We start from the raw sequence: 26,813 nt of genomic DNA, 5'->3' as shown, positions 1-26,813 counted from the left end.
GCGGGGGCTGGCGACCACTTCTCACGCTGGACGGCGAGAAACGCGGAGAAACGTCGGCCCGGACGACCGGGTGTTCGGCTGTCGATACGGGGAGTCAGCCGCTTATTCCGGCGGCTCGAACTCCGTGTCGGTGCTGGCCTGGGTGATGCCGCCGAGCACGAGCACGTCCTCGATACCGAACGAGCGCTCGTAGTCGAAGGCGCGGGCGGACGGGTCCGGCCAGTCGAAGTCGCGCACGTCGCCGTACGAGCCCATCAGGTACTGGTGGAAGACGAAGTGCGGGACGTAGAAGTTGTAGTACTTCGCGCAGGTGCGGTACAGCTCCTGCTGGGCTTCCTCGGAGTTACCCGGCTCGCGGATCGCGTTGACCGTCTCGACGAGGTTGACCTCCGTGGCGTTGTCGAGGTCCGGCGACTTGCCGGCCTCGTCGGGGGCCTCGAAGGCGCCCGGCTCGTCGGGCACCTGCTGGACGATCGGCTTGCCCTGCGTGTCGACCTCGTCCTCGGGGTCGGCGTCGAAGGGGTTGCCGGTCGGGCTGCCGGCGACCAGGCCCAGGTCCCACCACGCGCCGCGGTCGTGGTAGTACTGGAAGACGTACGGGTCGCCGTGCCAGAACATCGTCGAGTCGTAGTTGAGGCCGTTGTTCGGGTCGATGGTGTTCGACCACGTGTTCCAGCCCTGCGTGGTGAAGTTCACGCCGAAGCCCCAGTTGGCGAGGTTGGCGCGGATGGTCTGGGCGCCCTGCACGTTTGCGGGGCTGCCCGACCGCGACGAGAGGTCGATCTCGGCGGGGTTGCCGTTGGGGTCGACCCACTGGCCGCCCTGCTTGCTGTAGCCCGCCCGCCGCATGTACTCGTTGGCGTTCTCCTTGTTCGAGGAGCGCGAGTAGTGGTGCAGCTGGTCGAGGAAGTCCTCCGAGAACGTGTTCTCGGACTGGGCGTCCAGCAGGAACGTGTCGTGCTGGGTGACCTGGGAGGCGTCCTCGCCCCAGCCGTTGGCGGAGACGGCGTTCCAGTCGATGGCCTCGATGAGCGCGCGGCGCACCCAGAGGTTCTGGAGGTGCGGGTTCTGCCAGTTGAGCTGCCAGACGTCGCCGCCCGTGGCGCGCAGCCAGCGGGTGAACTCCTGGACGTGGTCCGGCAGCGACTCGCGGGTGGTCGCCCCGCTGTCGGTGACGGCGCCGGAGTCGACGTCGAGCACGCCCTCGTTGACGAGCGTCTGGCGCCGGTCGCCCTCGGCCCAGTAGAGCGCGAGCCGCTCGACGTTGGTGTTCTCCGCGTTGGGGTGGTCGGGGTTGAGGTGCAGGATCATCCGCTCGGAGCCCACGTCGTCCATCGACTCCAGCCGGTAGGGACCCGTGCCGGCGAGCATCTCGTCGGTGCCGCCCTCCATGGCCATCCGGTCGAGGCTGATCCGGTCGCTGACGAGCTCGTCGGTGATCGAGCTGACCTCGTCGGAGTTGCCCGCGTCCTGGTAGCGTTCGAGGTACGGCTCCGTGAAGTCGGGGTGGATCGGCGGGTTGCCGTCGACCGGACCGGCCTGCGAGCGGAGCACGACCCGCGCCGTCGGGTTGGGGTCCTGCTCGGGGACCGAACCCTTGGCCTGCCACATGTGGTGAGTCCACTGGGATTCGGCGCGCTCGTTGAAGGTCGTGCCCTCGGTGAACTTGTTGCCGTCCTGGAACCAGTGGACGTGGTTGTGCGTCTCGCGCGCTTCGGCGTCGTGGGGGTCGCCGTTCCAGTAGGCCGACCGGTCGTCGTGGTGGTCGTACCAGTCGTAGGGGGGCTCGACCTCGTAGCCCGAGATCCACGTCATGATCTCGATCTCCTCGTGGTCGGGCTTGTGCGGGGTCGGCACCGTCGTCCCCGAGTACGACAGGTTCGTCGTGTGGACGTTCCGCAGCCCGTGGAGGTCCGACATCCACAGGTCGCCGATGGTGTTGTCCTGAGGCGTCCACGGGTTCCAGTTGAACACGTCCGGCGAGTTCGCCACCGCGTAGTTGACCTGCCGCGTCACCGGCTCCTCGGCGGTCGCGGTCGCGCTGTCGGTCTCACCGTCGCCACCGTCGCCGTCGTCCCCGCCGTCCCCGCTGGGCGTCGGCGTGGGGGTGTCCTCCGACCCGGGTGTGGCGGTGGACCCACCGTCGCTCCCACAGCCGGCCACGCCCGCGGCTCCCATTCCAGCCAGTATCTGCGCGTACCGGCGTCGCGATAACTCCTTGTCACGGATGCTGTCAGGCTTCCGCATACCTCTACCTTCTGCCAGCTCTATATAAAACTTCCTGATTATTTCATACCGAGCGGGGACTGATCTTGTTCGCGGGTCGGGCTGGGTCGCTCCCGCAAGCGCAACCTTCAAATAGGTGTGTGAAACACTCTATCGCAATGAGACAGGAAATCGAACGAGCCCGTCAGGAGGCGGACGGCGTCCGGGCGTACGCGCTGGCGCTGTACTACTTCATGGTCGGGAACATCTCGCTGATGGTCATCCTCATGGGCGTGGGCTGTATCGTCCTGGGCGCGACCTTCGTCAACGGGACGCCGGCCATCGTCATCGGCGGCGACGCCGGGCCGATCTCGCTGATGAACGGGATCCCCGAGCAGTACCAGACGTTCGGACAGGTCGAGGGCGTCGTCCTCGCCCACAAGGTCTTCGCCGCGATGCTGGGCATCTTCGGGACCACCCTCATCGTCCTGGGCGCGACCGCGTACGGCTTCCTGCTGGCGAACAAGCTGTACGCCCGCGCCACGTCGTCGGCCTGAGGGCCCCGGAACGTCTCGCCGCCGGTCGCATCACCCTCGAAACTTCTCGCCGTCGGTCACCTCGCCCGTAGCTACCGGACCGGACGACCGCGTACTGCGGGCCGCGACGCCGACCGCCTCTCGTCGGCCGACGACTCACATCGCCCGCTGGCGGCAGAACCAGAGCGCGCCGCCGCTGAGGAGGGCGAACGCCCCGCTCCCGACGACGTTCAACACCGCCACGACGAACAGCGACGAGTCCGCGTCGGTGACGACCAGGTACGGGAGCTGGAGCAGCAGGAACACGACGGCGATCGTGAACACGCCGAGGACCTTCCGGTTCTGCTCGCACAGCGCCTCGGCGGCCGCCTCCCTGCCCGTCTGCTCGTCGCTCTGCTCGCTCACGACCGGACCCCTCCGTCGGCGACCGACGCCCGAACCATGCTCCCCGGTTGTCGGGCGGTCCCGAAAAGGGTTGCCACACCGGCGAGAGCGCCGCCCGCCCGCGCTCGCCCGGCGGCCGGGTCGACCACATCGGTATCACCCATGAGAACTTGCCTCGTGGCGCCCGGACGGCGTAGACGGATGCTTGGATCTTACAACGCGCGTGCGCGTGAACAGGGACCGAATCGTCGGTCGCCGTGCGTATGTCACGTTCGATAATGGCCGTCCCGGCGGACGGGCCACGCCGTATCCGGGAGCGCGACGACGGAACGAAACGGCGCGGAGCGAAGCGGCGACCGGGGGGACCGGTCAGGCCCGGTCGAGGCTCGTCTCGGTGAAGTAGCGGCGGCCCGTCCGCGGGACCTGCTTCGTGTCGGTCACGGACAGGCGGGCGGTCTCGGCGATCTCCTCGGCGGAGTGGCCGACCCGCAGCTCGTAGTCGCCGGCCTCGACCGCGAGGTTCGCGTTGCGGTCGTGGTAGGCCAGCTGGCTCGCGCCCAGCTCGAAGCTCACCCGGGTCGACTCGCCGGCGTCGAGCTCGACGCGCTCGAAGCCGACCAGTTCCTGGACCGGCCGTGCCAGGTCGGGGTTCTCCGCGGAGACGTACAGCTGGACCACGTCGCTGCCGGCGCGGTCGGCCGTGTTCTCGACGGTGACGCTCGCGGTGAAGGTGCCGGAGGGGTCGACGTCCACGTCCGACAGGTCCAGCTCGGAGTACTCGAACTCGGCGTAGCTCAGCCCGTGGCCGAACGGGTAGACCGGCTGGGCGTCGTCGTAGACGTACGTCTCGCTGTAGGTGTTGGGCTTGCGGCTGTAGTGGACCGGGAGCTGCCCGACCGACTTGGGCATCGACACCGGCAGGTGGCCGCCGGAGTCGTGGCCCTCGAAGACCACGTCGACGACGGCGTTGCCGGCCTCCTCGCCGGGGAGCCACGCCTGGACGACGGCGTCGGCGCCCGCGTCGATCTCCGGGATCGCGTGGGGCTTCCCGCTGACGAGCACGACGACGACGGGTGTGTCAGTCTCCTCGACCTGCGCGACGAGCTGCTCCTGGACGCCGGGCAGCCCGAGGTCGGTCACGTCACAGCCCTCGCCGCTGGTCGGCACCATGGGCTGTTCGGACTTCTCGGCGTCCACGTCGGAGAAGTCGACGGCCGAGCGGGCGCCGACGAACGCCAGCGCCACGTCGGCGCCCTCGGCTGCCTCGACGGCGCGGCCGATCTTGTCCGTGGCGGTGCCGGTCGCCGTACAGCCCTGGGCGTAGGTCACGTCGGCGTCGACGCGGTTCTCGATGGCCGCCAGGGGGGTGTCGGCCTCGAACTCGTACTCCTCCTCGGGGTAGTGGGCGGCGTAGGCGTAGTCGCCGAGCATCCCCTTCTTGTCGTCGGCCTTCGGGCCGACCACGGCGACGGAGTCGGCGTCGTCCAGCGGCAGCAGGTCATCGTCGTTCTTCAGGACGACCAGCGAGTCGCGGGCGGCCTCGCGGGCCAGCCCGGCCGCGGCCTCGTCCTCGTAGGGGTCGGTCGCGGCGTCGACGTCGACGGTCGGGTCCTCGAACAGGCCCTTCTCGAACTTCGCGTGCAGCACGCGGCGGACCGACTCGTCGAGCGTCTCCTCTGCGAGGTCGCCGTCGCGGACGGCCTCGGCGAGGTACTCGTAGCAGTCCGTGTTGGGCAGCTCCACGTCGATGCCGGCCTCGACGGCCGAGACGGCGGCCTCCTGCTGGGTGGCGGCGACGCCGTGTTCCTCCTTGAGGAAGTCGACGCTGAAGTAGTCGGAGACGACGTGGCCGTCGAAGCCCCACTCGCCGCGCAGCACGTCGGTCAGCAGCCACTCGTCTTTCGCGCAGGGGACGCCGTCGATGTCGTGGTAGGCGTTCATCACGGCCTCGGCGTCGGCCTCCTGGACGGCCGCCTCGAACGGGAACATGTGGACCTCCCGGAGGGTGCGCTCGCTCACGTCGACCGACGAGCGGTTCTTCCCGCCCGCGCCGACGCCGTGACCGACGAAGTGCTTGAGGGTGGCGGAGATGCCGTCGGCCGGGGAGTCGCCCTGCAGCCCCCGGACGTAGGCGGTCGCCATCTCGGCGATGAGATACGGGTCCTCGCCGAATGTCTCCTCGACGCGGCCCCAGCGGAGGTCGCGGGCCACGTCCAGCACCGGCGAGAGCGCGTGGGCGGTGCCGATGGCTTCCAGCTGGTCGCCGATGGTGTCGGTGACCGCCTGCATGAGCTCGGGGTCCCAGGTGCTGGCCATGCCGATCCCCTGCGGGAAGGTGGTGCCCTCGGGGCCCATGTAGCCGCTGAGACACTCCTCGTGGGGGATCGCGGGGATGCCGAGCCGCGTCTCCTCGACGAGGTACTCCTGGATCTCGTTGGTGACGGCGGCGGCCTGTTCCGGGGGGAGGCTCCCCTCGCCGCCGACCCGGGTGAGGTGGCCGACCCCGTCGCCGATCAGTTCGTCGACGACTTCGCGGTTGAGCTGACCGTCCTCGACGAGTTCGTGCCCCTCGTCGTCCTCGCCGGCGTTGTCGGCGACGCCGCTGCTCGGGCTGACGGACCCGAGCTGGGCGGCCTTCTCCTCGACCGTCATTCGTGAGAGCAGATCCTCGATACGCCGCGATGTCGGTACCGTCGGGTCACGGTAGGCTGCGTCGGAGTCGGCTGTCATTACGGCTATTCGGTGGTGGACGCGGATATTAATGGTTCCGACGACAGTCTCACGTCCGGTATTCGGACGGGGGCCGTGGTCAGAGAACTGCCCGTCCCCACGTCGGGAAACGGGACGAGAAGGCTGCGAAGCGGGGCCTGGGACCCCCGGGGGAAGCGGCGGGCTACGTCTGACAGCGCCGGGCGGGAACGAGACGCGTCAGGCGTCGTCGTCCCCGTCGTCGCCGGCGAGGTACTTCGCGACGCTGGCGAGCCCGCCGAGGGTCGCGACCGTCGAGACGATACCCATGCCCGGGCCGTCGCCCGCCGTCGTCTCCTCCGGCTCGGGCGTCGCCGGGTCGGTCCCGGCAGGCGTCGCGGTCGGCGTGTCGGTCGGCGTCGCCGTGGGCGTCTCCGTCGGCGTGGGGGTATCCGTCGGTGTCGCGGTCGGCGTGTCGGTCGGCGTCGCCGTGGGCGTCTCCGTCGGCGTGGGGGTGTCGGTCGGCGTCGCGGTCGGCGTGTCGGTCGGCGTCGCCGTGGGCGTCGCGGTGGGGGTGGCCGTCTCCGTGGGCGTCGCCGTTGGCGTCGCCGTGTCGGCCGGTTCGACGACCACGTCGACGGTGTCCTGGGCGGTGTTGCCCCTGGCGTCGGTGACCTCCAGGCGGAAGTCAAGCGCCCGGGTCTCCTCGACCTCCGGGGCGGTGAACGACGCGCTCGCCGTCTCCTTCCCGGTGAGCGAGACCGCCGGGTCGGCGGTCGTCGACTCGTACATCTGGAACCACTCGTAGGAGATGTCCCTGCCGCTGGACCCGCCGCCGTTCAGCGTGACCTCCTCGCCGGGCCGCACGCGCTTGGCCGACCCGGCGTCGGCGGTCGGGCCGCTGTAGTCGCCACCGTCGTCGCTCTCCCCGCCGCCCTCCTCGGCGTAGTCGCCGTCGAGCGAGACTTCGAGGGTCGTCCCCCCGTCCGAGAGCGTGGTCGTCGCCGAGACAGACGCGTCCTCGTAGCTCACGTCGACCGCGTACTCGCCCTTGAAGCCCTGCAGCGAGTAGGCGCCGGAGGCGTCGGTGGTGCCCGACGCCTCGGTCCACCACTGGTCGAACACGAGGTCGCGGTAGCGGTCGAGGGCTGGTTTCTCCTCCCAGCCGGCCGCGTAGAACGGCGCGTCGTCGCGCCAGTGCAGCGTGTCGATCAGCCCCCAGACCACGAAGTCGTCGACCGCGGGGTGGCTGAAGACGGTCTTGAGGAACTGGTAGAAGAAGTCGGCCTTGTTCTCCTCGGACCAGTTCTCGTCGGACATGTCGAACTCCGTGATCCGCAGGCGCACGTCGTACTGGGCGTAGCTGTCCAGCGCCGCCATCGTCTCCGAGGGCAGCAGCTTGCTGCTCTGGCTGAAGTGGCTCTGCAGACCGACCGCGTCCAGGTCGGCGATCTCGGAGTTCTCGATGTTCTCGATCTGGGCCCGGTAGCGCTCGCGGCGGTTGTTGTACGGCCCCTCGATGGTGTTGTAGTCGTTGATCGCCAGCGAGAGGTCCTCGTGGCCGGCGTCGCGGGCCTCGGCCATCCACTCGTTTATGATCTGTGCTTCCTCCGGGCGCGGGTCGGTCATCGTCGTGTCCTCGGTCGCCTGGATGCCGTTGATCGCCTTGACCAGGCCCGGCTGCGGGATGATCTCGTTCATGACCTCCCACTCGTCGATGTCGTCGCCGTAGTACTCGATGATGTCGCGGACGTGGTTCAGCGTCTGCTCGCGGACGTACTCGGGGTCGGGCTCGCCGGCCTCGATCCCCTGGGCCTCCCAGGGGGCGCCCATCGCCTCGACCACGTCGTTGGGGACGGCGTACGAGGAGACGCTCCCCCACAGGGCGACGTGGCCGCGCACGTCCCAGCCCAACTCGTTGAACCACTCGACGGCGGCGTCGGGCGCCTCCTTGTCGTTCTCCCAGAAGCGCCACTTGTGGGCGTTCTCCAGCACGCCGAGGTTGAACATCCCCTTGCGGTTCTCGACGTAAGGGTCGCCCTCGGAGGCGCTCTGCAGTTCGCCGGCGTTGGTCATGATGCCGAAGCCGAACTCGTGGTCCCGCATCTCGACGGACACCTCGGCGCCCTCGACGGGGTCGCCCTCCTCGTCGACGACGTCGACCCGCATCTCGGCCGTCCGGTGTTCCTGGATGCGCTGGTCGGCTTCGGCCTCCCAGCCGGGGGCGGGCGACTCCTGCCAGGCCGGGAGGGCGTCGACCGAGACGCCCTGCGCGAAGTCGACCAGCGCCAGGCCGCCGATGTCGACGGTCTGGACCTCGTTGCCCAGCCACATCTCGGTGAACCACTCGCCGCTGGCGCCGTCGGAGGCGAACTCGACGGGGAAGTAGTACCGCTCCCACTCCGGGCCGACGGTCGGCCGCCCCTTCGTGACGTAGTTCGACGAGATCGACCCGTTCTCCGTCGACTTGTAGGTGATCGACGCCTCCCCGTCCTCGTCGGGCGTGCGCAGGTACGCGACGCCCAGCAGCACGTCGCCGCTGCCGATCGACCTGTCCTCGACGAGCCCCTTGAGGCTGAACTCGTAGGCGTTGTTCGGCGTCTCCGTGATGTCTATCCGGGTCGCCTCGGAGAAGGGCACGTCCGCGCCGCTCACGTCGAGCGACGAGCGGGTCGCGCTGCCGGGGCTGTCCTCCCCCGGGCGAGCGAGTTCGTACGCGGCGAAGGTGTCGGCCTCGTTGTTCGCGTAGACGAACCGGCCGGCGGCGCCCAGCTCCCGGTCCCGCAGGTCCTCGACCAGCGTCGAGTAGTAGGGGTCGGACACGTCGGGCCACTCGTCGTACTGGTCGGGGGCCAGGGTCCCGCTGGGGAGGTTCCCGACGGACGCCGCGCCGTCGAAGTCCAGCAGGGCGAACCCGCCCACGTCGACGGTCTGTCCCTCGAACCCGAGCCGCAGCTGGACGTACGCGTTCCCGGCGCTCGTGTCGTCGCTGAACTGGATCGGGAAGTAGTGGCGCTCCCACTCGCCGGCGACGGTCGGGCTGGTGTTGCCGGCCGCGTCGTTCCCGAAGTCGCCCGCGTCGACCGCGTAGAACGACGCTTGCGGGTCCTCCGAGGGTGAACGCAGGTACGCGACCGCGAGCAGCACGTCGCCCGCCGAGACCGACTCGGGGACGTTCGCCCGGAACTGCACGTCGTAGGCGTTGTCGGGTTCGCTCGTGACCTCGAAGCGCCTCGCCTCCGTGAACGGCACGTCACCCAGCGACGGCGAGGAGAGCGATCCGTTGGGGTTCTCGATGATCATCGAGCCGGACTCGATGGTCGCCGACTCCGAGTCGGCGATCTTGAACTCCGGCGCGGGCAGGTCCATCCCCATCACGTCCGTGTACACGTCGCCGTAGTACAGGTCGTCGTCGCTGGCGGTGCCCGAGGGAAGGTTCCCCGCGCTGGCACCGGACCCGAAGTCGAGCAGGGCCACGCCGCCGATGTCGACGGTGCCCTGGCCGAACCCGAGCCAGAACTCCGACCACCACGTCCCGGCGTCGGCGTCCGCGCCGATCTCGACGGGGAAGTAGTACCGCTGCCACTCAGAACCGACCGTCACCTGGTTCGTGCCGGTCGTCTCGGAGAACGCCTCGGTGTTGTCGTTCTGGACGTTGAACTGGACGGTCGCCTCGCCGCTCTCCGAGCGCATGTACGCCGCGGCCAGCAACACGTCGCCCGCGGAGACGCTCCGGTAGTCGGTGTTGTTCAGCCCGGTCCGCATCTGCACGTCGTAGTTGTTCTCCGGCGTCGAGGTGATCTCGAAGCGCCTCGCCGCCGAGAAGGGGACCGTCTCGCCGCTCACGTCCAGCGACGAGACGCTCCCGTTGCCGCCGGCGGACGTGTAGTGGCCGCTTACCGTCTCGGACTCGTTGTCGGCGTAGACGAACTCCGCCGCGGGCAGGCCGTCGCCGCTCAGGTTGTTCACCAGCCACGAGTAGTACGGGTCGCTCGGTGAGGGCCACTCCGAGGGGCTGTCGCCGCCGTTCCCGTCGTCACCGCCGCCCGACGGGACGCCGGACGGCAGCTCGGCCACGTCCACGTCCTGGCCGAAGTCGACGAGCGCGATCCCGCCCACGTCGACCGTCTGCTCCCCGTATCCGAAGTTGAGTTCGATCCACCAGTTGCCGGCGTCGGCAGCGTTCTGATACTCGATCGGGACGTACTGGCGCTGCCACTCCGATCCGATCGACGGCTTACTGTTGTCGTTTACCTCGTTGCTGTAGGGGTCGCTGACCCGGGCGCGGTACTCGACTTCGACGTCGCCCTCGGGAGCCCTGAAGTAGACGACTCCCAGGAACGTGTCGCCCGCCTCGACCGACTGGCCGCCCACGGTGCCGCGCATTTGCACCGCGTAACTCTCCGTGTCGGCGCTCTCGACCGTGATCCGCTGTGCTTCGCTGAACGGGACGCCGTCGTCGCTCACGTCCAGCGACTGTGCGGCCCCCGGACTGCCCTCCCCGACGCCGTTCGTGTTCCACGTGTCCCAGGTTCCGGACTCCGTATTAGCGTAGACGAACTCGCCGCCGGGGAACCCCGCGTCCGAGAGGTCGGAGACGAGCGTCGAGTAGTACGGACCCAGCGCCGGGCTGGTGACGCCCGACGGGAGGGTATCGAACTCGACGTTGGTCCCGAAGTCGAGCAGCGCCACCCCGCCGATATCGACGGTCTGCTCCTTGAAGCCGAGCTGCCACTGGATGTACAGGTTCTGGTCCTCGGAGTCGGCGGCCGTGTCGGCACCGAACTCGATCGGGAAGTAGTGTCGCTCCCACTCGGAGCCGATCGTGGGCTGGTAGTTCCCGACACTCCCGCTGTTGAAACCGCCGCTATCGACGGCGTAGAACTCTGCCTGCGGACTGTCGCTCGACGACCGCAGATACGCGACGGCGAGCATCACGTCTCCCGAGGAAACGTCCCGGGTGAGGTCGCCGCGCACCTGCACCGGGTAGTCCGGGTCGGGCGCGTCGGTCACGTCGATACGCCGCGCCTCCGAGAACGGTACGTCGTCGTCGCTGACGTCGATCGACTCGGCGGTCCCGTACTGGCCGTCCGACCCCGCCTGGGCGTACAGCGTGTTCCAGGCGCCCGATTCAGTGTTGTCGAACTCGAAGCTCGCCGGCGGGAGCCCGCGCCCGTTCCGCAGGTCGGCCACGAGCGACGAGTAGTACGCGTCGCCGCCCGACGCCCACGAGTCCGGCGTGTCCGCGCGAACCTCGTCCGCTGTCACGCTGGCGATGCCACCCGCGGCGCCCGCCGCCCCGATCGACTGCAGGAACGGTCGGCGCCCCACCCGCAGACGGTCGTCCCCACGACCGCCACTGTCAGGCTCTCGCATAGTGCAGGCCAACCTCTGCGATTTATCACGCATAAATATTTCCAAAAAATACTGATAATTGGTGATAGTCCACAATCGATTGTCAGGATCTCCGGATATGGTTGCCGGATTTTCACGAGTGGGCCGATTCGGCCCAGGTCAGGACGGCCCCCGGGGGCGGCTTGGCGGCAGCCCGCCCCGCCGATCCGGTGGTGCGTGGCCGGCGCGCGTCGAGCGGGTCGGCGGCGGGGCCGGGACGTTTCGACGGTCCCGACGTGGGTCACGACAGCGACGCTCGACGGGTCACGCGTCCGGGGAGAGTTCGACGGTGGCACCGCCGTCGGAGAGGGTGACCGTCTCAGTGACCTCGGTCCCGTCGACGGTGGCGGTGACCTCGTACTCGCCTTTGAATCCGGTCGTCGAGAAGGTCCCCTCGTCGGTGGTCGTCCCCGACTCCTCGGTCCACCACTCGTCGAAGACGAGCGAGCGGTACTCGTCGAGTGCGGGCTTCTCCTCCCAGCCCTCGGCAAAGAACGGCGCGTCGTCGCGCCAGTGGTTGGGGCTGTAGATGCCCCAGACGAGGAAGTCGTCGACCGCGGGGTGGCTGAACGCGACCTTGAGACACTGCCGGAAGAAGACCGCCTTGTCCGCCTCGGCCCAGTTCTCGTCGGCCATGTCGAACTCGGTGATCCGCAGGCGCACGCCCGTCTCGGCGTAGCGGTCCAGCGCCGATTTGACCTCCCCGGGCGACAGCGACGACGACTCGTTGAAGTGGCTCTGCAGGCCGGCGAAGTCCAGCCCCGCCTCGGAGTCGACGAGGAACTCGATCTGCCGCTCGTAGGCGTCGCGCGTCGATTCGTAGGGGCCGGCGAGCGTGTTGTAGTCGTTGACGCCCAGGGGCATCCCCTCGGGGGCGGCCTCCCGGGCGGCCGCGTACCACTCCGCCAGGACCGGGGCTTCGACCGGGTCCACGTCCTCCAGGGCGGTGTCGTCGGTCGCCGCCACGCCGTTGACCGCCTTGATCAGTCCCGGCTTGTGGACGATCTCGTTGGCGACCTCCCACTCGGTGATCCGGTCGCCGTAGTACTCGATGATCTCGGGGACGTGTTCCATCGTCCGCCGGCGGACGTGCTCGGGGTCGAGCTCCGGGTCCGTGACGCCGTTGGCCTCCCACTCGACTCCCATCGCTCGCACCACGTCGGGCGGGACGGACCACGCGGACACGTCGGACCACAGGCAGACGTGTCCGCGCAGGTCCAGCCCCTGCTCTACGACCCAGTCGGTCGCGGCGTCGGACAGTTCCCTGTTTTCCTCCCAGAAGCGCCACTTGTGGTGGTTGCCCAGCACCGCGAGGTTGAACAGGTCCGCGACGTGCTCGCGGTAGGTGTCGGCCTCGTCGGACTCCTCGGTCAGGAAGTCGGCGCTGACCGCGGTGCCGAAGCCGAACTCGTGTTCCTGCATGGCGACGGAGACCTCGGCGTCCGCGACCGCGCTGCCGGACCCGTCGCTCACCTCGACGGTCAGTTCGCTTGTCCGGTGCTCCGCGATGCGCTCGTCGGCCGCGGCCTCCCAGTCGCCGCCCGCCTCGCCGTCCCCGCTCTCGCCGGCCGCTCCGCTCGGCAGGTCGTCGACGGCGACCTGCCCGTCGAAGTCGACGAGCGCGAGGCCGCCGATATCGACCGTCTGGGGGCCGAACCCGAGGAACAGTTCCGTCCGCCAGGTGCCGGCCTCGGCGTCGTAGTCGTACTGGATCGGGACGTAGTAGCGGGTCCACTCCGCGGGGGGCTGGACCTGCGGGGTCGACTGCACCATGTTCGTGCTGAGGTTGTCCCGGTCCTTCGAGACGAACTGGACCGTGGGTTCGGACTCGCTCGACTCGGGGCCCCGCAGGTACGCGACGCCGAGCAGCACGTCCCCGCTTTCGACAGCGGTGTCGGTCGCGGTCCCGATCATCGTCACGTCCCAGGTGTTCTCCGTCTCCTCGGTGACCTCGACGCGGACCGCCGAGGAGAACGGCTGGTCGTCGCCCACTTCGATCTCGGACGTTTCGGCCGCGTCGGCGCCCACGCCGAAGGCGGCCATCGCCCCCGCCTCGTAGTTCGCGTAGACGAACTCCCCGGCGGGCAGCCCCATCTCCCCGCCGAGCGTGTTTGCGAGCGCCCCGTAATAGGGGTCCCGCGTCTCCGGCCACCCGTCGGGGACGGCCACCGGCGTCCCGGAGGGCGTCTCGGGGGCGCCACCGCCACCCTCACCGCCGCCGTCCGGCGCGTCCGTGTTCCCGCCGCCGCTCGGGCACCCCGCCAGTCCGGTCGCCGCGAGCGCACCGAGCAGCGTCCGTCGGCCGAGAGCCGGGTCTACCCCACTGTCCGAACCGTGGTTGGGATCGTCTGGCATCGACGTGGCTCCTACCAGCGGGAGTTCCGGTAAAAAAGATTTACATTCGGAGTGATACGGACCGCGAGAGATGACAGATGAGTTAGTTAACGGGCCGGTACCGACGGGTTAGGCGTCCGGGGAGAGTTCGACGGTGGTGCCGCCGTCGGAGAGGGTAACCGTCTCAGTGACCTCGGTGCCGTCGACCGTGGCGGTGACCTCGTACTCGCCCTTGAAGCCGGTCGTCGAGAACGTCCCCTGGTCGTCGGTGGTGCCCGACTCCTCGGTCCACCACTCGTCGTAGATCAGCCCGGTCCACACGTCGTAGGCCGGTTTCTCCGCCCAGTCCTCGTAGAACAGCGGCGCCTCGCTGCGCCAGTGGCGGCCGTCCCAGAAGCCCCACATCAGGAAGTCCTCCACGTCGGGGTGGGAGAAGGCGCCGCGGAGGTAGTTCTCCAGCACCCGCGCCCGCTGTTCGTCGTCCTCCCAGTCGTCGCCGTTGTAGGTGTCGAACTCGGTGATCTTGACGGCCGCGCCGTAGTCGGCCCACTTGTCGATCTCCTCGGCGACGCGGGCCGCGCTGACCCGCTCGTCGGGGTTGGAGTTGGTGTTGAACTCGCCGGTGCGGGCGCCGACGTGGGCCTGCAGGCCGACGGTGTCCAGCTGGACGGCGTTCTCGTTGATGTGTTCGATCTGGTCCTGGTAGCGCCCGTCGGTGTAGCTGTAGCCGAACTGGTTGAAGTCGTTGACCGCGAGCCCGATGTCGAGGTCGTTGTCCCGGCGGACGGCGTCGGCCTCGCTGTACCACTCGGCCAGCAGCGGCGAGGTCCACGGGACGACCTCGCCGGTCCAGGGCTCGGCCTGGTCGATCTCGTCGCCGTAGACGCCCAGCTGGAGCTGGTAGGCGTGCATCGCCTCGTTGACGACCTCCCACTCGGTCACGTCCTCGCCGTAGTGTTCGATGATCTCCTCGATGTGGTTCATCGAGCGCTCGCGGATCGTCTCGGCGTCGCGCTCGTCGATCGCGGTCAACACGTCCGCGGGGATGGCGCCCACGTCCTCCCGGCCCCAGATGCAGACGTGGCCCCGCACGTCGAGCCCCCGGTCGAGCAGCCACTCGACCGCGGCGTCGGCCAGGTCCGGGTCGGACTCCCAGAAGCGCCACTTCATCTGGTTCTCGATGACCGCCTTGTTGAACAGCTCCGGGATGTACTCCCGGTAGTTGTCGCCCTCGCTCGACTCCTCGATCAGCGTGCCGGCGTTGACCGCGGTGCCGAAGCCGAACTCGTGTTCCCGCATCGCGACCGCGACCTCGGCGTCGGCGACCGCGCTCCCGCTCCCGTCGGTCACCTCGACGGTCAGGTCGCTCGTCCGGTGTTCGCGGATCCGGCGCTGTACCTCGGGGTCGGGCTCGCTCGGCGTGTCGGTGTCCTCCTCCGTCGCGGTCTGCTCGGGCGTCGCGTCGCTCCCGTCGTCGGGCGTCGGATCGGTCCCGTCGCCGGGCGCCGACGTGGTTCCTGGCTGGCCGTCCCCGCCCCCCTCGGTCGCCGTGCCGTCCCCGCCGTCGCTCGGACAGCCCGCCAGCCCCGCGGCCGCGAGCGCGCCCAGCAGCGTTCGCCGACCGACCGGTCGGTCCACCGTCCCGTCCGGATCCGTTCCGGCTGTGTCCTCAGATGGCATACACGTGGCTCGTCCAAGGGGAATCGCTGACAAAAACTTTCGGTGTCCGTCCGACGGCGCTCCGGGTCGAGCCCGGGCGACGCTCACTCGTCGACGCCGGCCGGGCCGCTCGGGAGGTCCTCGATCTCCGCCGCCCGGTCGAAGTCCACGAGGGCGATACCGCCCACGTCGGTCGTCTGCACGCCGAAGCCGTGGAACAGCTCCCACCACCAGGTCCCGGCCTCGGAGTCGTAACTCCACTGCATGGGGACGTAGTAGCGCGTCCACTCGGTCGGCGGCGTGACCCGCTGTCGGGTCGTGACCATGTTCGTCTCGGGGTTGTCCTCGTCCTTGGCGACGAACTGGACCGTCGAGTCCGTCGGGCTCGACACCGGGACCCTGAGGTGGACGACGCCGAGCAACACGTCGCCCTCCGAGACCGACCGGTTGTTGACCGGCCCGTTCATCGTCACGTCCCACGGGTTGTCCGGTTCCTCCGTCACCTCGACCCGGCGGGCGGCGGAGAACGACCGGTCGTCGCCCACCGAGAGCGACGAGGTCTCGGCGATGTCCGTCCAGATCTGGAACGCGTCCAGCGCGTCCGCCTCGTCGTCGGCGTAGACGAACTCGCCAGGCGGCACGTCCATCGCCGCGAGGTCGTCCTGCAGCGCGCTGTAGTAGGGGTCCTCGACCGACGGCCACTCGCCGCCCGACGAGTCGGTCCCCGCGGGCGTCGTCGGGGTCTCGGTCGGTCGGTCAGGACCGGGTGCCGTCGGCCCGGGTTCCGTCGTCCCGTCCGGGGCCGGCGTGGCCGTCGGCTCCGGCCCGCCCTCCCGGCCGACGGTCCTGAACCCCCCGCCGTCCGGCCCGTCGTCCCCGCCGTCGCCCCCGAACCCGAGACAGCCCGCGAGCCCCGCGGTCCCCGAGATCGCCAGCGCCCCGAGCAGCGACCGACGGGTCGTCGCCCGCCGGCCCGGTTCGTCCCGCTGACCGCGCTCGCGTCCCGGACCGCCCGTTGTCGGTGTATCCATCTACGTCGGTATCGGCGGATCCGCGGCAAAAGCGTTGGTACTCGTTTCTCAGCGATGAGAACGGACCGCGGGGCCACCGCCGACCGACCCCGGTCCGACAGCGTCTCCGCCGACCGGGGGACACCTGTCGAAGCTCGACCGGGGGACCCGTCGGAGTTCGACACGCTCCCGGGCGGGGATGTCACGGTTCCGGCCACCGACGGCGGGCGCGCGTCGTCATCGTTTTGGTGGCCCCCGCGGATCGGAGTAGCGTATGCAAGAGTACGACGACTGCTGGCTCCGGTACGAGGAAGTCCCCGAGGGGGACCTCCGCGAGTCGTACCGGCGGCTCTGTTCGCACGCGTACGTCGCCGAGGAGTCGCGGGAACTCGGCGCCGTCCGCGAGGAACTGCGGCGCGGCCTCGGCGGACTGCTCGGGCGGGACCCGCACCTCTGGCAGCACCCGCCCCGGACCGTCGACGGCTTCCTCGCCGTCGGGACGCCCGGCGACATGGACGTGGTGGCACAGGCCGTCGACGAGGACCGCGTCGCGGACCTCGACGAAGGGGGGTTCGTCGTCACGACCGGCGAGTGGGAGGGGATCGACACACTCGTCGTCAGTGCCTCCTCCGACCGCGGGCTGGTCTACGGCACGTTCCACCTCCTGCGACTGCTGTCGATGCGCGAACCCATCGAGGGCGTCGACCTCGTCGAGGAGCCGGCCTCGCCGGACCGTCTGATCAACCACTGGGACAACCCCTTCCGCGGGTCGGTCGAGCGGGGCTACGCCGGCCAGTCCATCTTCGACTTCGAGGCCCTGCCGGACCTGCGCGAGCGCTACCGCGACTACGCGCGGCTGCTCGCCTCCGTCGGGATCAACGGGGTCGTCCTCAACAACGTCAACACCCAGATCCCCGGCCGCGAGTCCGCCAGCGACGCCATGGAGGAGCTGGAGGGGTGGCGACTGCTGGAGACCCGACACCTCGAAAACCTCACCGGCCTCGCCTCGATGTTCCGGCGGTACGGCATCCGGACGTACCTCTCGGTCAACTTCGGCGCGCCGGAGAAGGTCGGCGACCTCGACACCTCCGACCCGAACGACCCCGAGGTCGCGGAGTGGTGGGCCGAGAAGGCCGACGAGGTCTACGACCTGATCCCCGACTTCGGCGGGTTCCTCGTGAAGGCCGACTCCGAGGGCCAGCCCGGCCCCTACAACTACGACGCCGACCACGTCGACGGCGCGAACGTCCTCGCGGAGGCGCTGGAACCCCACGGCGGCCGCGTCTGGTGGCGGGCGTTCGTCTACGGGAGCCACAAGGACCGCGCCGTCCAGCAGTACGACACCTTCGAGCCCCTCGACGGCGAGTTCCACGACAACGTCACGATCCAGGTCAAGAACGGCCCCATCGACTTCCAGCCGCGCGAGCCGATCTCGCCGGTCTTCGGGCAGATGCCCGAGACCGATCTGGGCCTCGAACTGCAGATCACCGGCGAGTACACCGGCCAGCACGTCCACGCCTGCTACCACGTCCCGATGTGGAAGGAGGTCCTGGAGTTCGACACCGACCCCGAGGGCCACGGCAAGCAGGTCAAGGACCTGTTCACCGACCCCGGGACCGGGATGGCGGGCGTCGGCGGGCCCGGCGAGGACAGGAGCTGGACCGGTCACTACCTCGCGCAGGCGAACCTCTACGGCTACGGCCGCCTGGCGTGGGACCCCGACCTGACAACCGAGGAGATAACCGACGAGTGGGTCAAGGGGACGTTCGGCACCGACCCCGAGGTCGTCGAGACCGTCACGGAGATCATGCACGGCACGTGGCCGGCGGTCATCGACTACTCGACCGGCGGCATCGGGCTGATGCACATGATGTACAACGGCAGCGCCTATCTGGAGAACCACTACGACCCCGGCCCCGAGGAGTGGCCCGGCTACACCGGCATCACCGAAGGCGGCGTCGGGAAAGACCGGAACTCGAAGGGCAACGGCTACGCCCAGCAGTACCCCGACGCGCTGGCCGAGCTGTACGACGACCCCGAGACCTGCCCGAAGGAGCTACTGCTCTTCTTCCATCACCTCCCGTGGGACCACGAGCTGGACGACGGCCGGACGGTCGTCCAGACGCTGTACGACAACCTCTTCGCCGGCGTCGAGGAGGTCCAGCGGCTGCGCGACGAGTGGCGGACCCTGGAGGGCGAGATCGACGACGAGCGGTTCCGCCACGTCGCCGAGCGGTTCGACGAGCAGGTCGAACACGCCGGGATCTGGCGCGACCGCCTCGCCGAGCACTTCTACGAGTACGCGGCGATCCCGGACGAGCAGGGCCGCGTCCCCCGCGAGGACTGAGCGGCCGCTCGGCTGCCGGTCCGTCCCGGAGAAAGGGCACAGAGCGCGGTTCGACCCGTGCGGGTCGGTCGATACGGCTTCGGACCGCCGATTACGACACGTCGACCGTGACGCTGTCGGTCGTGGTCGTCCCCTCGTTGTTGGTCGCGTCGAGTTCGACGGTGTAGGAGCCGGCCGAGTCGTAGGTGGTGTCGGCGTACCAGCCGCTGGCCGACTCGCCGTTGCCCAGGCTCCAGGACAGCGAGTCGACCCAGTTGCCCGACTCGGTGGTGTCGGTCACGCGGAAGGCGACCCGCTCGCCGACCGACGCCGAGGTCGTGTCCGGATCGATCTCCGCGACGAGGTCGCCGCTCGATCCGCCGCCGTCACCGCCGCTGTCGCCGCCGTCGTCACCACCGTCGCCGCCGTCGCCACCTCCGCCCGCGGTGCCGACGGAGACGTCGGAGCTCCCGGTGGACTGGTAGGCCTCGGTGGCCATGATCTGGTAGTCGTGGCTGCCCATGTCCATGCCGTTGTCGGCCCACGCGTCGAAGTGGTTGCCGGTCGTGATGGTCCCGCTGGTCCGCCCCGACTGGCGGATGCTCCAGTACTGCGGGAACGTCGCCGTCCCCTCGATCGAGGGAGCGTTGGTCCGCTGGGAGGTGTAGATGTCGTAGGTGCCGCCGTCGGTGTCGACCGTGCCCTGGAACGAGTCCCCCGGCTGGTAGGGGCCGTGGTCCTCGACGATGTAGTACTCGACGAGGGGGTCGGTCGTCCACCCGTACAGGCACAGGTAGCCGTTGCTACCCGGATCGAACGTCGCGTCGTACTCGACGTTCCGGCGCGCCCCGGTCTCCCAGCCCAGGCCACAGACCGTGCTGTTCGTGTCGTTCCACTCCAGCTCGTAGTTGCCCGCCGTCCCGAGCGTCATCGTCACCGTCCCCTCGGCGTTGGTCCAGAACGAGTAGAAGTACCCGTCGTGGGTCCCGGTCTGGTTCGACGTGATCGTCTCGTCGTGCGCGGCGGCCGTCGCCGCCGACCCTCCGACTCCGATCCCCGTCGCCGCTGCCGCCCCCACCGCCTTCACGTAGTCGCGCCGGTCCATGTCCAGAATGTCGTTCGATGTCGATTCACCACTGTCGTTACCACCGGTGTCGTGTGCCATCGTATTGCACAACCGCGTCCACACCCTCTCCTCCCGCGGGGATAAAAATTGTCGATTACAACTAACGTTAAAATGATTGTTTGCGTTATATATGTAAAATAAACAACTATCGGGTGCGACGGAGGGAACGGAGGTCGGAGAGGAGAGACGGAGGTCGGAGAGGAGAGACGGAGGTCGAAGAGGAGAGACGGAGGTCGAAGAGGAGAGACGGAGGTCGAAGAGGAGAGACGGCCGTGCTGGCGGTCCGAGCGTCGCTCAGACCGACTCGAACGTCCAGAGCTGGTTGCCGCTGCCGGACCAGCTGTACTGCTGGACGTTGGCGCCGTCGCTGCCCGACGAGCCCTCGACCTCGACGGCCTTGTCGCTGTGGATGGGCTGGATGTGGTACTGGCCGCCGCCCTGGTCGTGGATGTGGAACCGCTGGTTGTCGTTGCCGTAGTCGGTGTACTGCTGGACGTTGGCCCCGTCGTCGGTCGACGAGTTGGACACGTCCAGCACCTTGCCGCTGTTGACGTTCTCGATCCTGTACCCGTTGCCCGTGGCGGTCACGTTCCACTGCTGGTTGGAGCCGCCCCAGTAGCTGTACTGCTGGACGTTGGCGCCGTCCTCGGTGGACTCGCCGGCCACGTCCATCGCCTTGCCGCTGTTGACGTTCTGGATGCTGTAGGTGCCGTCCTGGAGCGACCCGGTCGAGCCGCTCCCCCCGTCGTCGCCGCCGGAATCCCCACCGCCGCCTCCGCCGCCACCGCCGTCGGCGCCGACCCAGACCTCGGAGGAGCCGCTGGACTGGTAGCCCTCGGTGGCCACGATCTGGTAGTCGTGGCTGCCCATGTCCATGCCGTTGCTCTCCCAGGCGTCGAAGTGATTGCTGGTCGTGATCGTCCCGCTCGACCGGGTGTTCTGCCGGACGCTCCAGTACTGCGGGAACGTCGCCTCCCCCTCGATCGAGGGTTTGTTCTCCCGCAGCGACTCGTAGATGTCATAGGTGCCGCCGTCGCTGTTGACGGTCCCCTTGTAGTCGTGTTCGGGGCGGTAGCTGCCGTGGTTCTCGATGATGTAGTACTCGACGAGCGGGTCGGTCGTCCACCCGTACAGACACAGGTAGGAGTTGCCCGAAGGGCTGTAGTTGGCCGTGTAGTCGACGGTCCGGGCCGCGCCGGTCTCCCAGCCCTTGCCGCAGACGAAGTTACCCGTGTCCGACCAGTCGACGCTGTAGTTGCCGCCGTCCCCGAGGTTCATCGTCACCGTCCCCTCGGCGTTGGTCCAGAACGAGTAGAAGTATCCCCCGTCGTTGCCCGTCTGGTTCGACGTGATGTCGGCCGCGGCCGGGCTCGCCGTCGCCCCGACGCCGAGACCGGTCGCCGCGGCGGCGCCCGCCGCCTTCATGAACGCCCGCCGGTCGAAGTTCGCCGTTCCGTCGGCTGTCGATTCGCCACTGCCGCTGTCGTCAGTATCGCGTACCATGTTACCACTGCCGCACCCGCTCCGACACTCGGGAAGTAAATAAACATTAGCAATTACAACCAACATTAAAATACTACATAACTAGATAACATGTTTTAGAAGATACTATTACTGCCACGATGAGTCGGCCACGCTCCGGAGGCGAAGCGGAGAAGCGTCACCGGACTCTCGGGCCTCGGGACTGTGCCGGTCGGAGTGCTTCTCTCTGCGGTCAGCTGGGGTGTGTGTTGCCACCTCGTGTCACGGTACCACCCGCACCTCCGACCTGTGGTGTGGTGAGGTTAAATTTTATTTAGGGCAGTTATGTTTTTCAGCCGTCCATTTGGCGCTGTATCAGCGGACGACTAGTTCGGTTCGCAGATCCGGTGGTCGGATCGAGTGGAGAACGAGACGTAGCGAGCGGAGAACGACGCGCGATGGACGGACGGCCAGGGGGACCGAGTCGAGCGTGCAACGACGCGGGGCGAACGGACGGCTCGAAGAGACTACTCGACTGGAGAACGAAACTCGTCGGATAGAGAACAGTACGTGGTGCACAAAGAACAACGTGTGATGATAGAGAACGACGTGCAGCGATCGGACGCCGCTGCTGGGGAGACATGTGGTCCGACCCGGAGGATGCGGGGAAAGTCCAGCGTCGGAGGCGGTCGGGCGCGCCGCTCAGGCGTCGAAGGTGTCGGCCTTCGCGAGCACGTCGGAGTCGTCGACGTTCCAGTCGTCGAGGAACTCGATCTCGGCGGCGAACAGTTCGCCGAACAGGTCGCGCGACTCGTCGGGCGTGAGCGTCTGGACCTGGTTGTCGATAGAGAAGCCCTGGAACGCCCTGTCAACGTCACCGGTGCGGGCGGCCTCGATGACGGTCTCGATGGTGTCGACGTGGCCCTGGACCATGCTGCGGACGGGCCGCGGGAAGCCGCCGGCGTTGACCGGCTTGACCTGGTTGTCCCGGACGACCGCGTTGGTCTCGACGACCGGCCCCTGCTCGATGTCCGAGACCTGGCCGGTGTTGGGCAGGTTGACGTTCGTCACGTACGGACCGTCGCCGGTCAGCCCCTCGAGGATGTCGAGGAACTCCTCGCCCGAGGATTCGAGCTCGAACTCCCGCTCGCCCTCCATCCAGCCCTCGACGTTGGTGGTCTGCTTGGACTCGGCGGGCGTCCAGTGTTTCGCGCGGTAGTCGGCGTCCGTGCGGCGGACGCCCCAGTGGTTGAGGGAGTCCTGCCCGTCGGCGATGAACGAGGTCGCGTACTCGATGAGGTGGCGGTCGCCCGCGGCCGGGAGGACGCCGAACCGCCGGAACAGCTCCCAGGTGACCTGCCAGTTGTCGGTGAAGACGCTCTCGTCTTTCAGGTCGTCGTAGGTGAACCGCTTGCTCCCGCGCTCGCCGTCCTTGAGCTCCTCCAGGAGCGGCCAGAGGTCGACGCCGTTGCAGCGGGCCTCGTCGACCCACGTGAAGTGGTTGATCCCCTTGACGTTGACCTCGATGTCGGCGCGCTCGGCGTCCATGCCCAGTTCCTCCTCGGCGAGCATCGCGAGGTGCCAGCGCGTCCCGAGCACCTCGTGACAGAGACCGAGGGCGTTGATGTCGGGGTACTCGTCGTACAGGGCGCGGGTGACGAAGTGGACGGGGTTGGTGTAGTTGAACACCCAGGCGTCCGGGCAGTGCTCGCGGATGGCGGCGGCGAACCGGCGGAACACGGGGATGGTCCGCATCGCGCGGAAGATACCGCCCGGGCCGATGGTGGCCGCGACGGCCCCGTAGATGCCGTACTCCTTGGGGATCCGCAGGTCGTGGACGAACGTCTCGCGGGGGTCGTACTGCGTCGAGAGGATGACGGCGTCCGCGCCGTCCAGCGCCGCTTCCAGCGAGCCGACCGCCTCGTAGGACCACTCGGCGGTGGCGTCGGGGTCGTCCTGGACCCAGTTGCCGAACTCGGCGTTGGTCTCGGCGGCCTCCCGGTTGGTGTCGTAGAGGCGCACGTGGCCGTCGAACTCCGACAGCGCCAGGTCCTGGATGAGGTTCGGCGCCCACTGGCGGCTCCCGCCGCCGATGTAGGCGATATCGAGGTTATCACGGTCTATCGGCTGCTCCGCGTGTGTCGCGTCTAGTGCCATCGACTGACGGTTCTCACGCCCACGGTTAAGAACTGGGGTCGCGGAGAGCGGGGCCGCTTCGCGCGCCGGCGCGTGCGCCTGCGAGAGCGACCTTTCCGGGTCAGTCCTCGCCGACCACGATGTCGTACGACTCGCCGGCCGACGCCCGGAACTCGACGAACTCCTCCGCCCGCGATCGGTCGGTTCCGTCCGGCCGCGAGAGGTCGACCGGCCGGCCGTCGGCAGTCTCGACGGCCTCGATTCGGTCGGAGGCCTCGACCCGACAGATCCCGTCCCGCTCGGCGCGGACCGTGGCCGCGTCGAGCGCCCCGTCGCTCCAGGCCATGTCGACCTCGAACCCCCCGCGGGCGCGGAGTCCCGAGACCGACCCGTCGTTCCACGCGTCGGGGAGTGCCGGGAGCAGCCGGATCGCTCCGTCATGGCTCTGCACCAGCGCCTCCGCGATCCCCGCGGTCCCGCCGAAATTCCCGTCGATCTGGAAGGGCGGATGGGCGTCCAGCAGGGAGTCGTACGTCGAGTCGGCGAGGAGTTTCCGGACGTGCTCGCCGACGCCGGCGCCGTCGCCGAGGCGGGCGAACAGCGCGATCGTCCAGGCGCAGGACCAGCCCGTGTGGCCGCCGCCGTGGTCGAGTCGCCGCTCCAGCGACGCGCGGACCGCCTCGTCGAACTCCGCGCGGTCGAGCGCGAGGTCGGCGCTCCCCGGGCGGCCGTCGGCGGTAGCCCCGCCATCGCCGCCGTGCAGCACGTCCGCCGGGTAGTAGCCGAACAGATGCGAGACGTGGCGGTGGCCGGGGTTCACCTCCTCGTAGTCGTGGAGCCACTCCCGCAGTCCGCCGTGTTCGCCGGCCCCCATCGGCGGGAGCCGGTCGAGGGCCTCGGCCAGTTCGGCGGCGAACTCCGCGTCCCGGTCGAGCGCGTCGGCGGCCTCGATGCAGTGGCCGAACAGGTCGCGGGTGAGCTGTACGTCCATCGTCGGCATCACGCAGGTGGTCGCCTCCTGGCCGTCATCGGTCCGGAACTGGTTCTCCGGCGAGGCCGAGGGGGCGGTGACGAGCCAGTCTTCCTCGGGGTGCTCGACGAGGTAGTCCAGCAGGAACTCGGCGGCCTCGCGGAGGATCGGGTAGATCCGTTCGAGGTCGGCGCGGTCGCCGGAGAAGGCGTACCGTTCCCACAGGTTCTGACAGAGCCAGGGGGCGCCCATCGGCCAGTGGCCCCAGTGGGCGTCGGCGGTCTGACTCGTGGTGTGCCAGCGGTCGCTGTGGAGGTGGGCGCAAAAGCCCTCGCAGCCGTAGCGCTCGCTGGCCGTCTCCCGGCCGGGCTCGCGGAAGCCGTCGACGAACTCGACGAGCGCGTCGGCGCACTCCCGGAGGTTCGCCACTTCGGCGTGCCAGTAGTTCATCTCCAGGTTCACGTCCAGGGTGAAATCCGAGTCCCACGGCGGGCGGTACTCCTCGTTCCAGATCCCCTGGAGGTTGGCGGGGAGCGTCCCGGGCCGGGAGGACCCCAGCAGGAGATAGCGCCCGTACTGGAAGTACAGCTGTGTGAGATGCGTGTCGCGCTCGCCGTCGCGCACGCGGTCGAGTCGCTCGTCGGTCGGCGCGTCGACCGGCTCGCCCAGGTCGAGGTCGACCCGGCCCATCCGCTCGCGATGGTCGGCGACGTGGCGCTCGCGGAGCGCGGCGTAGTCGTCCCCGGCGACCGCGGCGAGCGTCTCGCGGCACTCGTCGCGGGGGTCCCCGTCCGAGGGCGCGACCCCGGCCGCGACGAACACCGTCACCGCGTCGGCGCCCGCGACGACTATCCCGTCGCCGTCGGCGTCGGACTCCGGATCGTCGTTGCCGATCGACGGGGCCTCCTCGTCGGCGGCCGCCGCGACGGTACCGCCCTCGGCGCGGACCCGCGTCCGGGCCTCGAATCTCTGTCCCCAGCCGCCGGGTTCCACTGCCTCGTCGTCCCCCGGCAGGTCGATCACCTGTCCCCGGAGGACGACGGTGTCGTCGACGACCGTCGCGCGGGCCGAGCGGTCGCGGTCCAGCCGGACCCGCGCGTCGACTGCACCGGGTTCGTCGGCCTCGATCCGAACCGCGAGCACGCCGTCGGGCGCGCTCGCGAAGCACTCGCGCTCGAAGCGCGTCCCGTCGGCGGTGTACTCCACGCGGGAGACCCCCTCACGGAGGTCCAGATTCCGCCGGTACTCGGCGGGGTCGTCGTGGCCCGGACAGTCGAGCAGGAGGTCGCCCAGCGGCTGGTACGGCTGAACGCCGGTGGTGTCGGTGACGAAGAACTCGTTGCACAGGCGCTGGGCGCGCTCGAACTCGCCGTCCCAGAGGCACTCGCGCACGGCGTCGAGGTCGTCGGGGCCACCGTCGGGCGTGCGGTCGGCGTGGTGACCGGCCCACAGCCGGTCGTCGTTCAGCGCCACGCGTTCGCGGGCCGGGCGCCCGTGGACCATCCCGCCGAGGCGGCCGTTGCCGACCGGGAGCGCCTCGACCCACTCGGCCGCCGGCGCGTCGTACCACAGCCGGTCGTCGTGGTCCGGGCCCGGATTCGAGTCCGAGTCCGGAGCGGATTCCCGTCCCGACATCGGTCAGTCCAGCTCCAGCGTCCCGCGGATCCCCTCGGTCAGGGTGGTCGCCTCGCTGGTCGCGAAGAACTCCAGCCCGACGTAGCCGTCGTAACCCGCCTCGTCCAGCGCGTCGAAGATGTTGCCGTAAGCCATCTCGCCGCTCCCCGGTTCGGTCCGCCCCGGGTTGTCCGCGACGTGAACGTGGCCCACCTGGTCGACGTTCTCCGTGAGGTTCCGGATCACGTCGCCCTCGGTGATCTGCTGGTGGTAGGCGTCGAACAGGACTTGCACGCGGTCGCTCCCCACCGAGCGAGTGATGTCGAACGCCTCGCGCGAGGATTCGAGGAAGTAGCCGGGGTGGTCGACGACGGTGTTGAGCGGCTCGATCACGACGGTGACGCCGGCGTCCTCGGCGGCTGGCGCCACGTCCGCGAGGACGCGTTCGAGCGCCCGGCGCTGGGTGTCGTGGGCGAACCCGCCCTGGTCGGGGCCGACGGTGACGATCAGACAGTCGGCTCCCACTTCGGCGGCGGCGTCGAGCGACCGTTCGATGTCGTCGACGGCCGTCTCGCGGTCGTAAGGGTTGACCGCGGCGGGCGCGTCGCGGTCGTCGATGTTCGACCCGGCCCCGGCAGCGAGGATCCCGGCGATCTCGACCCCGTGTTCGTCCGCGGCGGCGCGGACGGCGTCGAGGTCGGCGCCCGCCCAGTCGAAGAACTCGACGGCGTCGACGCCGAGTGCGGCGGCCCGTTCGACCCCGTCGGCGACCGTCTCGCCGTCGTCGGCGACGATCCCGGCGTTGGCGGCGAACTCGACCATCAGGCGCTCGCCTCCGTACCGGCGACCGCGAGAGGCGCGGGGGGTGTCCGGCGGCAGTCGGTCGACCGGGCGAGCGGGCGGGCGCGGCGTGCGACAGTGCGTGGCATAGCCCGAGCAAGCGCCGGGTGGCTCTTGAATCCACGCCTCG

The 26,813-nt window shown here is 69.2% G+C and carries 14 protein-coding genes; 2 read left to right on the top strand and 12 right to left on the bottom strand.

Annotated features, from left to right (window positions below):
- Positions 1–102: 102 nt before the first annotated feature.
- A complete protein-coding gene (locus E3328_RS03695) occupies positions 103–2,247 on the bottom strand; it encodes an ABC transporter substrate-binding protein (RefSeq protein ID WP_246022873.1) in 2,145 nt (714 codons plus the stop codon).
- A gap of 137 nt (positions 2,248–2,384) precedes the next feature.
- Between E3328_RS03695 and E3328_RS03690 the strand changes: the two genes are divergently transcribed.
- Positions 2,385–2,762, top strand: coding sequence for a hypothetical protein (locus tag E3328_RS03690; protein ID WP_135363272.1), 378 nt, complete (start codon positions 2,385–2,387; stop codon positions 2,760–2,762).
- Between the two features lie 135 nt (positions 2,763–2,897).
- Here E3328_RS03690 and E3328_RS03685 read toward each other — a convergent pair whose 3' ends face one another.
- The 6 genes from E3328_RS03685 to E3328_RS03660 form a co-directional block, all read right to left on the bottom strand.
- A complete protein-coding gene (locus tag E3328_RS03685) occupies positions 2,898–3,146 on the bottom strand; it encodes a hypothetical protein (protein ID WP_135363271.1) in 249 nt (82 codons plus the stop codon).
- Between the two features lie 348 nt (positions 3,147–3,494).
- Positions 3,495–5,855 (bottom strand): glycoside hydrolase family 3 N-terminal domain-containing protein, encoded by a 2,361-nt coding sequence (locus E3328_RS03680; protein WP_394345902.1) that lies wholly within the window; start codon positions 5,853–5,855, stop codon positions 3,495–3,497.
- 198 nt (positions 5,856–6,053) lie between these two features.
- A complete protein-coding gene (locus E3328_RS03675; protein ID WP_167837288.1) occupies positions 6,054–11,189 on the bottom strand; it encodes an endo-1,4-beta-xylanase in 5,136 nt (1,711 codons plus the stop codon).
- Between the two features lie 282 nt (positions 11,190–11,471).
- Positions 11,472–13,562 (bottom strand): endo-1,4-beta-xylanase, encoded by a 2,091-nt coding sequence (locus E3328_RS03670; RefSeq protein ID WP_135363269.1) that lies wholly within the window; start codon positions 13,560–13,562, stop codon positions 11,472–11,474.
- A gap of 108 nt (positions 13,563–13,670) precedes the next feature.
- The gene (locus E3328_RS03665) at positions 13,671–15,221 is read right to left on the bottom strand and encodes an endo-1,4-beta-xylanase (RefSeq protein ID WP_135363268.1); all 1,551 of its coding nucleotides are present in this window, start codon (positions 15,219–15,221) and stop codon (positions 13,671–13,673) included.
- An 83-nt stretch (positions 15,222–15,304) separates the two neighbouring features.
- The gene (locus tag E3328_RS03660; protein WP_135363267.1) at positions 15,305–16,231 is read right to left on the bottom strand and encodes a hypothetical protein; all 927 of its coding nucleotides are present in this window, start codon (positions 16,229–16,231) and stop codon (positions 15,305–15,307) included.
- A 253-nt stretch (positions 16,232–16,484) separates the two neighbouring features.
- On the opposite strand from E3328_RS03660, the gene E3328_RS03655 reads away from it, so the two are divergent.
- Entirely contained in the window at positions 16,485–18,557 is a 2,073-nt protein-coding gene (locus tag E3328_RS03655) for an alpha-glucuronidase family glycosyl hydrolase (protein WP_135363266.1), read from the top strand.
- A 91-nt stretch (positions 18,558–18,648) separates the two neighbouring features.
- Here E3328_RS03655 and E3328_RS03650 read toward each other — a convergent pair whose 3' ends face one another.
- The 5 genes from E3328_RS03650 to E3328_RS03630 all read right to left on the bottom strand — a co-directional run bounded on the left by E3328_RS03650 (position 18,649) and on the right by E3328_RS03630 (position 26,665).
- Entirely contained in the window at positions 18,649–19,641 is a 993-nt protein-coding gene (locus E3328_RS03650; RefSeq protein WP_246022871.1) for a glycoside hydrolase family 11 protein, read from the bottom strand.
- A 315-nt stretch (positions 19,642–19,956) separates the two neighbouring features.
- A complete protein-coding gene (locus E3328_RS22690; protein WP_135363264.1) occupies positions 19,957–21,165 on the bottom strand; it encodes a glycoside hydrolase family 11 protein in 1,209 nt (402 codons plus the stop codon).
- Between the two features lie 660 nt (positions 21,166–21,825).
- Positions 21,826–23,280, bottom strand: a complete 1,455-nt coding sequence (locus E3328_RS03640; protein WP_135363263.1) for a family 4 glycosyl hydrolase — start codon at positions 23,278–23,280, stop codon at positions 21,826–21,828.
- A 100-nt stretch (positions 23,281–23,380) separates the two neighbouring features.
- On the bottom strand, positions 23,381–25,864 hold the full coding sequence (locus tag E3328_RS03635) for a glycosyl hydrolase family 95 catalytic domain-containing protein (RefSeq protein ID WP_135363262.1): 2,484 nt from the start codon (positions 25,862–25,864) through the stop codon (positions 23,381–23,383).
- A gap of 3 nt (positions 25,865–25,867) precedes the next feature.
- Positions 25,868–26,665: a TIM barrel protein gene (locus tag E3328_RS03630; protein WP_135363261.1), complete on the bottom strand. Its 798-nt coding sequence runs from the start codon at positions 26,663–26,665 to the stop codon at positions 25,868–25,870.
- Positions 26,666–26,813: the final 148 nt, after the last annotated feature.

The organism is Halosimplex halophilum, assembly GCF_004698125.1.
Taxonomy (GTDB): Archaea; Halobacteriota; Halobacteria; order Halobacteriales; family Haloarculaceae; genus Halosimplex; species Halosimplex halophilum.
This window is presented reverse-complemented; position numbering and strand designations above follow the sequence as displayed.

Bases quoted from the DNA above. Each gene is read 5' to 3' on its own strand.
- E3328_RS03695 (WP_246022873.1), bottom strand. From the start codon at position 2,247: ATGCGGAAGCCTGACAGCATCCGTGACAAGGAGTTATCGCGACGCCGG.
- E3328_RS03690 (WP_135363272.1), top strand. From the start codon at position 2,385: ATGAGACAGGAAATCGAACGAGCCCGTCAGGAGGCGGACGGCGTCCGG.
- E3328_RS03680 (WP_394345902.1), bottom strand. From the start codon at position 5,855: ATGACAGCCGACTCCGACGCAGCCTACCGTGACCCGACGGTACCGACA.
- E3328_RS03675 (WP_167837288.1), bottom strand. From the start codon at position 11,189: ATGCGAGAGCCTGACAGTGGCGGTCGTGGGGACGACCGTCTGCGGGTG.
- E3328_RS03670 (WP_135363269.1), bottom strand. From the start codon at position 13,562: ATGCCAGACGATCCCAACCACGGTTCGGACAGTGGGGTAGACCCGGCT.
- E3328_RS03665 (WP_135363268.1), bottom strand. From the start codon at position 15,221: ATGCCATCTGAGGACACAGCCGGAACGGATCCGGACGGGACGGTGGAC.
- E3328_RS03660 (WP_135363267.1), bottom strand. From the start codon at position 16,231: ATGGATACACCGACAACGGGCGGTCCGGGACGCGAGCGCGGTCAGCGG.
- E3328_RS03655 (WP_135363266.1), top strand. From the start codon at position 16,485: ATGCAAGAGTACGACGACTGCTGGCTCCGGTACGAGGAAGTCCCCGAG.
- E3328_RS03650 (WP_246022871.1), bottom strand. From the start codon at position 19,641: ATGGACCGGCGCGACTACGTGAAGGCGGTGGGGGCGGCAGCGGCGACG.
- E3328_RS22690 (WP_135363264.1), bottom strand. From the start codon at position 21,165: ATGGTACGCGATACTGACGACAGCGGCAGTGGCGAATCGACAGCCGAC.
- E3328_RS03640 (WP_135363263.1), bottom strand. From the start codon at position 23,280: ATGGCACTAGACGCGACACACGCGGAGCAGCCGATAGACCGTGATAAC.
- E3328_RS03635 (WP_135363262.1), bottom strand. From the start codon at position 25,864: ATGTCGGGACGGGAATCCGCTCCGGACTCGGACTCGAATCCGGGCCCG.
- E3328_RS03630 (WP_135363261.1), bottom strand. From the start codon at position 26,665: ATGGTCGAGTTCGCCGCCAACGCCGGGATCGTCGCCGACGACGGCGAG.